The sequence below is a fragment of the Acutalibacter sp. genome, from assembly GCF_056800975.1.
On sequence record NZ_JBQISV010000098.1, the window covers coordinates 1 to 7465 of the forward strand.

Sequence of the window (7465 nt, forward strand, 5' to 3'; positions counted from 1 at the left end):
GGCCTGCCCCTCTGGTGGGTTCTTAGGGCGAAGCCCTAAGCCGCCGGAGGCGACCTTGCCCTTGCGCCGCAGGCCAAACCATCCAACAAGCGCGAAGCGCCCCATGTTCATTTTCGCAGAAAATGAACATCCCACCCCAAGCCCACCCGACACCATCCCACTTTTGAGACAGGCAAGAGCTTTACTAAACAAAAAACAAAATAAAAATAACATTATTTTTAAAACGAAAATCCCACCCCCTCTCAACCTTCGCCCTACTTCACCAAAAAAAATCCTCATATTCCCCCACTCCCGGGCAACACTATTGACAAAATGACTTTCACCGGGAGGAACGCCCATGAAGCGCATCGGCAAACAGACCTTACAATTTGAAACAGCCCCCACCATTCTGGGCCGGGGAGCCGTGGGAGGCCGCAAAGAGGCGGCAGGCCCCCTGGGCGGGGACCTGCATCAGACCTTTGACGACACCACCCTCAACACCCAAAGCTGGGAAAAGGCCGAGGCCCAGCTCCAAAAAGAAGCGGTCTCCATCGCCCTGGCCAATGCCGGGCGCAAGCCGGAGGACATCCACATGATCTTTGCCGGCGACCTGCTGAACCAGTGCATCTCCTCCACCTTCGGCCTCATCGACTACCACATCCCCCTCCTGGGCCAGTACGGGGCCTGCTCCACGATGGCCCAAACCCTGCTCATGGCCTCCATTATGGTAGACTGCGGCGCAGCAGACCTGGCGGCGGCAGTCACCAGCTCCCACTTCTGCTCCGCCGAACGCCAGTTCCGCACCCCCCTGGAATACGGCGCCCAGCGCACCCCCACCGCCCAGTGGACAGCCACTGCTTCCGGCTGCGTCATTCTGGGCCGGGGGGGCAAGGTCCGGGTGCTCCACGGCCTGGCGGGCAAGGCCCTGGACCTGGGGGTCAAGGACCCGGCCAATATGGGGGCCGCCATGGCCCCGGCCGCGGCGGACAGCATCTATCAATACCTTACCGACACCCACACCAGCCCCAACGACTACGACGGCATTTTCACCGGCGACCTGGGCGCAGTGGGCTCTCAGCTCATGCTGGACACCCTGAAGGACAACGGCGTCGACCTGAAAGCCGTCCACCAGGACTGCGGCCTGCTCCTCTACGACCGGCAGGCCCAGGACGTGCACGCCGGAGGCTCAGGCTGCGGCTGCTCCGCCAGTGTGCTCTGCGGGCATCTGCTGGGCAGAATGGAGCGGGGCGAGCTGAAAAACATCCTGTTCTGCGCCACCGGGGCCCTCATGTCCACCACCTCCCAGCAGCAGGGCGAGGGCATTCCCGGGGTGTGCCATGTGGTGCACCTGGCAGTCTGACACGGCCCGGCAGCAAGCCGCAAAGAGAAAAAGCACGCCTCCATCCCTCCCCAAAACGACTCAATCATGAAATTCCTGAAGCCCCCGGCCTCACCTTCCCCCTTGCCGGAGCTTTCAGGAATTTTTGACGTTTTCTCCCCTGTTCATAAAATCTTAACGAAATCTCCCCCTCATTTTCAGAAATTCACCCTTCCCTTTCCCGCCGGTATCGGGTATACTATATAAATACCAAGCAAAACCAAAACCCGCACGAAAAGGAGGAATCCGCTGGTGAAAAAACTCGACTGGAAAAAATCCATAGCCGCCGCCCTGGCTGTTCTGCTGCTGATTTTGCCCCCCCTGCCCGCCGGGGCCGAGGGCTTTACCTATAATTGGGACTCCGACCAGGAGGACGACAGCAAAGAGCCCCACTGCAAGTCCCTCTACATGCTCAACCTGGACACGGATACCGTAGTCTACACCCTCAACCCGGACCAGGAGCTGCCCATGGCCTCTATGACCAAAATCATGACCTTTATCGTGGCCTGCGAGACCATCCCTGATATTGAGCACGCCACCATCACAGTCCCCCAAAGCGTGGCCGACGACCTGGAGGGCACCGGCAGCTCCCTGGCCGGCGTTCAGGTGGGCGAGCAGCTCACCGGGCTGGAGCTGCTGAACCTGCTCATGGTCCCCTCCGGCAACGACGCCGCCCTCACCCTCATGGAGTATGTGGACAGCCTCTACGCCCAGGGCCGCATCACGGCCCAGGACGCCCCGGACCCGGAGGACCCCGGCGCCCCGGAGGACGGCTCCACCCCCGCTCCTGCCGTACAGCAGGAGTACGGAGCCACCATTGACTACAGCGAGACCAGCTTTTTCGTCCAGCAGATGAACGCCAAGGCCCGGGAGCTGGGCTGCCGTAACACCCATTTCTCCAACCCCCACGGCCTGCACAACGAGAATCACTACTCCACTGCCCGAGACATGGGCACCATTGCCCAATATGCCCTCACCCTGCCCAACTTTGCCGAAATCGTCAGGCAGGCGAACTATCCCAAGCCCCCCACCAATCTGAACCCGGACGAGGAGAACCACCCCAATACCAACAAGCTCCTGCGCAACTATCCGGACGAAAACGGCAACACCTATTTTTACACCTATGCCAATGGCATCAAAACCGGCTCCCACGACCAGGCGGGCTTCTGCGTGGCGGCCTCCGCCACCTACTCAGGGTATACCTACATTGTCATTGCCATGGGCGACATGGAGGGCTACGCCCAGGGCGTCCACAACGAGATGCGGGACGCCCGCACCCTGTTCCGCTGGGCCTTCACCAGCCTGGGCAAAAAGACCATAGCCACCCAGGGCGACATCCTCAGCTCCGTGAAGCTGGAATACGCCTACCAGCAGGACGAGCTCCGGCTGGCGGCGGACCGCAATGTCAGCGTCATGCTCCCCAACTCCGTCGACCAGAGCTCCATCATCGTTACAGTGGATAAGCCCGAAAGCGTCCAGGCCCCGGTGCGCAAGGGCGAGCAGCTGGGCACCGCCACCCTGAGCTACGCCAACGAGGTGGTAGCCACCGTCCCCCTGGTCGCCGCCGAGTCCGTGGCCCGCAGCGACCTCATCGCCGGCTGGGAGCAGGGCCGCTCCCTGCTGACCTCCCCCTGGTTCATTGCCGTTATGGCGGTAATCGCCGCCCTCATCGCCGTCTACCTGATTCTGGTAGTCTTCTACAAGCGCAAGCAGCGTGCTCTGCGCCGGGTCAAAAAGTTCCGCGACCTGTAATCCTGCCGAACTCCCCACCCGCTGCCCCTGACAAACGTCCTTGATTCTGTGGGGGCGTCCTCCAGCGGGCGATTGACCCGCATAGAGCTACCTCACACGGCGCTTTGCGTGGGCTCTACCGTCGGCGGCTCTTTGCTCGCCTGACATTGCCCTTCGGGCAAGTCAGGCTCGCCCGGCCGCCGAAGCCAGCGGCAGCGCCCCACCCCACCCACCCCCAAACTCCAGAGACCCAAGCCCCCCACCCGAAAAACGTCCCACCGGGACGTTTTTCTACCCCTCTCTCAAAAAGAAAACAAACAAAACGGCCCGGGACACAGAGCTCCCGGACCGTTTTCTTTTGCCTCAAATCTCGCAGCCGCACTCCTCGCAGGCCGGAATCTCCCCCACAATGGGCGTGGGGTCAATCCCCTGCCGCTGGTAATAGTCCGAAACCGCCGCCTTAATGGCCTGCTCCGCCAGCACCGAGCAGTGCACCTTCACCGGCGGCAGCCCGTCCAAGGCCTCCATCACCGCCTTGTTGGTCAGCTTCAAGGCCTCGCCAATGGTCTTGCCCTTAATCAGCTCCGTGGCCATGCTGCTGGTGGCAATCGCCGCCCCACATCCAAAGGTCATAAAAGAGACGTCCGTAATCACGTCCCCCTCCACCTTGATGTACATGCGCATAATGTCCCCGCATTTGGGGTTGCCCACCTCGCCAACCCCGCTGAAATCCTGCATTTCGCCCACATTGCGGGGGTTGGCGAAATGGTCCATCACCTTTTCACTGTATGCCATGTTTCTCTGTCCTTTCCTGTTGAATTTCACCGGCCCGCCGTTTCCCGGCAAAGGCCCGGCAGCTCTGCACCAGAAGGTTGACCGCCAGCGTAGGCAGACTAAAAAGCGCTGCCCGCAAAAGAACCCCAGGCCAAACCCTCCTGCCCTTTCCGCCCACGTCCGGCTCCCCCTCCCGAAAAGATAATAGACCTCTTGCGAAATAGACGCCTTTACGCAAATTGCGCGGTCAAGGGGCGTCAGGCCCCTTGCGGGGGTTGGGGCAGAGCCCCAAGGTCTTGCCGTAGGGCGCGATCTTTGCGCCCGAAGGCCTTTTATTACACAATGTTTCTATTTTCGCAAGAGGTCAAATAAACATCATAAAATGATCCCCAAGAGCACAACAAAACCTCTGACCGTCCACCCGGCCCATCCGCGTCCCACAGTCCTCAAGTGCACCCAGCAAATCCCAATCCGCCCCAACTGTCAAGCAAACTCCTTGCCATCCGCACTACATGCCGACTGCTCCCGCGAAAGAACAAAAATCATCCAATCACAACAAAATGTTTGACGAGCCTCCCAGACCCATCACCAATCCCAACCATGCAAATCCACGGACAAATACCCACTTTAACCATGTGAAAAATAGGCTATCAACTACTTGCGTGTCAGCAAAATATCATGGTTAAAACAAATATCACACAATGATATTGAAACAAATACTATTTCTGACTGCCCTTTTCCCATGCTTCCGGAAAAAAGCAGGCCCAATTTGTCCCCAAACAGGTCCCCATTTGAAGCAAAACCGCCCAAAAACCACCTTCCGACAGCAACCTTATGCGGCAAAACAGGCCCAGTCAAGGCAGAAATACTATCACAATTCAGATGATAGTACAATTTTGAAAATCACAAAAGAATCCCGGCCAGCGCATCCCAAGCCCCCTGTCCGCCTCCAGCATAGAGCCGACAGCTCCTCGGACGCACCGCCCCGGCAGTCCCATTCCCGAGCATGTCCGCCTTCCGCAGACAGGGTCAATCTCTACCATCCCTTGTATATGCTTTCACAATTTCCCCCACATATACCTCATGCAGGTCCCGTTCCGGGTAGCAGCTGGCCAGAATCGACTTGTCCAAAAAGCCCTCCTCCGCCAGGGGCGCCCGGTACAGCTTGCGGCATACCAGCGTGAGCCGGGCCTCCTCAAAGCCGGTGAAGCCCTCCCCAAACCAGGGGGTCAGCCCCACTCGGGCCACCTTGTCCTCGTCCCGGCCAGAATGACTGCCCAAATAGCTCAAATCTTTCTTCTTGTCGCCGTCAAATATAGTAAGAGTGAACAAATCCTCCCGGTCCAAAAACACCTTCGTGTACCGCTGGGGCCGAACATAAACCACCGCACTATACTTCCCCCACAGCGACCCCAGGTGCCCCCAGGAGACGGTCATGGTGTTAAAGCCCCGGGCCTCTGTGCCGGCGGTGAGCAGCATCCACTCATCCGCAATGGCGGTCATCGGGTTCAAAATCAGGTCCTGAATAGGTCTCTCCCGCATGTCCGCGCCTCCTTTACATATAGGGGTCATAGTTAACGCTGCCGGTTTTTATGGCGTCCCACAGGGGCGACATATTGCGCAGCCGGTCGATAATCTGGGGCAATACCCCCAAGATATAGTCCACGTCCTCTTCGGTGTTATAGTCCCCGAAGCTCAGCCGCAGCGAGCCGTGGGCCACCTCATGGGGCAGGCCGATGGACAGCAGCACATGGCTGGGGTCCAGCGAGCCGCTGGTGCAGGCCGAGCCCGAGGAGGCACTGATACCCTTCATGTCCAGCATCAGCAGCAGGCTCTCCCCCTCTACCCCCTGAAAACAGAAGCTCACATTGCCAGGGAGCCGGTGCTCCCGGCTGCCGTTCAGGCGGCTGCGCTCAATTTTCAGCACCCCGTCAATCAGGCGGTCCCGCATGGGGGTCAGCCGGGCGACGCGCTGGTCAATGGTGTCGGTGGCCCGCTGAATGGCTGTGGCAAGGCCCACAATTTCGGCCACATTCTCAGTGCCGGCCCGGCGGCCCCGCTCCTGGGCTCCGCCGTCCATAAAGTTGTCGACGGCAACGCCCGAGCGGATATAGAGGGCACCCACGCCCTTGGGAGCGTGTATCTTGTGTCCGCTGAGAGAGAGCATATCAATATTTTGGGCTTTCACATCAATGTGTACATTGCCGATGGCCTGCACCGCGTCGGTGTGGAAAAGAACCCCATGGGCCTTGCACACCTGGCCAATCTCGGGAATAGGCTGAATGGTGCCAATCTCGTTGTTGGCGTACATAATGGTGACCAGGGCTGTGTTCTCCGTGATAGCGGCCTCCAGCTCCTCCACCCGCACCAGGCCGTCCTTATGAACCGGCAGATAGGTGACCGTGAAGCCATCCCTTTCCAGGGCCTGACAGGTGTGCAGCACCGCGTGGTGCTCAAAAGCCGAGGTGATGATGTGGGTTTTGCCGTGCTTTCTGCGCTGGGCCCGGGCCGCACCCTTAATGGCCCAGTTGTCGCTCTCGCTGCCACAGCTGGTGAAGTAAATTTCGTTGGGCTTTGCCCCCAGGCAGGCGGCGGTGGCAGCCCGGGCTTCTTCCAGGGGGGCCTTGGCCTGCTGGCCCAGCTCATACAGGCTGGACGGGTTGCCGTAAACCTCTTTGAAGAAGGGGAGCATGGCCTGCAGCACCTCGTCGGAGACAGCGGTGGTAGCGGCGTTGTCGGCGTATACTTTTCTGACAGTGTTGTCCATGTTTTCAGCTACTTCCTTTCTGCTGGTCGGGGGACTGCCAGCGGTCGGTTACCGCTAGGATTTCCCCCTGCAAATAAATATATACCATTTTAGTATACTTTGTCAAGCCCCTGGGTGAACTTTTTGTTTTTGGGAGAGGGAATAACTGGGAGTCGGGGCGGGGAAGCTAGGGGGGAGAAGGGGGAGCGGGGGGCTGGGCAGCTTCCACAGGCCGCGAGGGGAGAGGGCTTTTGCTTTGCAGGGTGTAAGCCTTGCAGGGTGTAAGCCTTGCCAGGAGTGTCCCTTTCGCAGATTTTATGCAGGGGTAGGTATGATCCGTCTACTCCCTGAAGGAGCTGGGCCCTGGGAGAGACGGGCGGACACGCTGGCCCGCCCTTACAAGGCCCCTGGCCTTGAATCGCGGTGTGACACTCCTAGCTTTGCCTGTGCTGTTGACGCTGTTGAATGGTTTGGCTGGGACATGGGGCGTTTTTTGTGGGGGTGTCCTTTGGCGGGCGGTTGGCCCGTGTAGAGATACCGCACACTGCGTTTGGCGTGGGTTCTACCGTCGGGGGCTCTTTCTTCGCAAGCTTCGCTTGCTCAGGCGGCCCCCGAGGGCAGCGGCAGCGTCCCACCCCGCCCGCCCCCAACGCTCAGGGCTTTAAGGGCCTTGTCGAATGTCCGCTTCGCTCCCATTCGATAGGGAACCCCTTACGGTGGTTCCCTACGGAAAACGTCCCACTGGGACGTTTTCCTACCCTCCTGCGTTTTTGGGGTGTTTTAAGGTCAAGGGATTAAAGTCGCCTCCGGCGGCTTAAGAAACTTTCTGTAGAAAGTTTCTTAAGAATATTCAAAGA

General features: G+C 59.3%; 6 protein-coding genes. 2 read left to right on the forward strand and 4 right to left on the reverse strand.

Going from position 1 to position 7465, the window contains the following annotated elements; translation table 11 throughout:
• A partial coding sequence (locus ACTO5E_RS09295) for a hypothetical protein (RefSeq protein ID WP_482303161.1) occupies positions 1-279 on the reverse strand: 279 nt, incomplete at its 3' end.
• A 58-nt stretch (positions 280-337) separates the two neighbouring features.
• Between ACTO5E_RS09295 and ACTO5E_RS09300 the strand changes: the two genes are divergently transcribed.
• On the forward strand, positions 338-1339 hold the full coding sequence (locus tag ACTO5E_RS09300; protein ID WP_482303162.1) for a stage V sporulation protein AD: 1002 nt from the start codon (positions 338-340) through the stop codon (positions 1337-1339).
• A 270-nt stretch (positions 1340-1609) separates the two neighbouring features.
• Positions 1610-3109 (forward strand): D-alanyl-D-alanine carboxypeptidase family protein, encoded by a 1500-nt coding sequence (locus tag ACTO5E_RS09305; protein ID WP_482303164.1) that lies wholly within the window; start codon positions 1610-1612, stop codon positions 3107-3109.
• Positions 3110-3451: 342 nt separating this feature from the next.
• Here the strand turns inward: ACTO5E_RS09305 and nifU are convergent, their stop codons facing one another.
• The 3 genes from nifU to nifS form a co-directional block, all read right to left on the reverse strand.
• Positions 3452-3883 (reverse strand): Fe-S cluster assembly scaffold protein NifU, encoded by a 432-nt coding sequence (gene nifU / locus ACTO5E_RS09310; protein WP_482303165.1) that lies wholly within the window; start codon positions 3881-3883, stop codon positions 3452-3454.
• Positions 3884-4891: 1008 nt separating this feature from the next.
• The gene (locus tag ACTO5E_RS09315; RefSeq protein WP_482303166.1) at positions 4892-5404 is read right to left on the reverse strand and encodes a flavin reductase; all 513 of its coding nucleotides are present in this window, start codon (positions 5402-5404) and stop codon (positions 4892-4894) included.
• Positions 5405-5417: 13 nt separating this feature from the next.
• On the reverse strand, positions 5418-6629 hold the full coding sequence (gene nifS / locus ACTO5E_RS09320; protein ID WP_482303168.1) for a cysteine desulfurase NifS: 1212 nt from the start codon (positions 6627-6629) through the stop codon (positions 5418-5420).
• Positions 6630-7465: the final 836 nt, after the last annotated feature.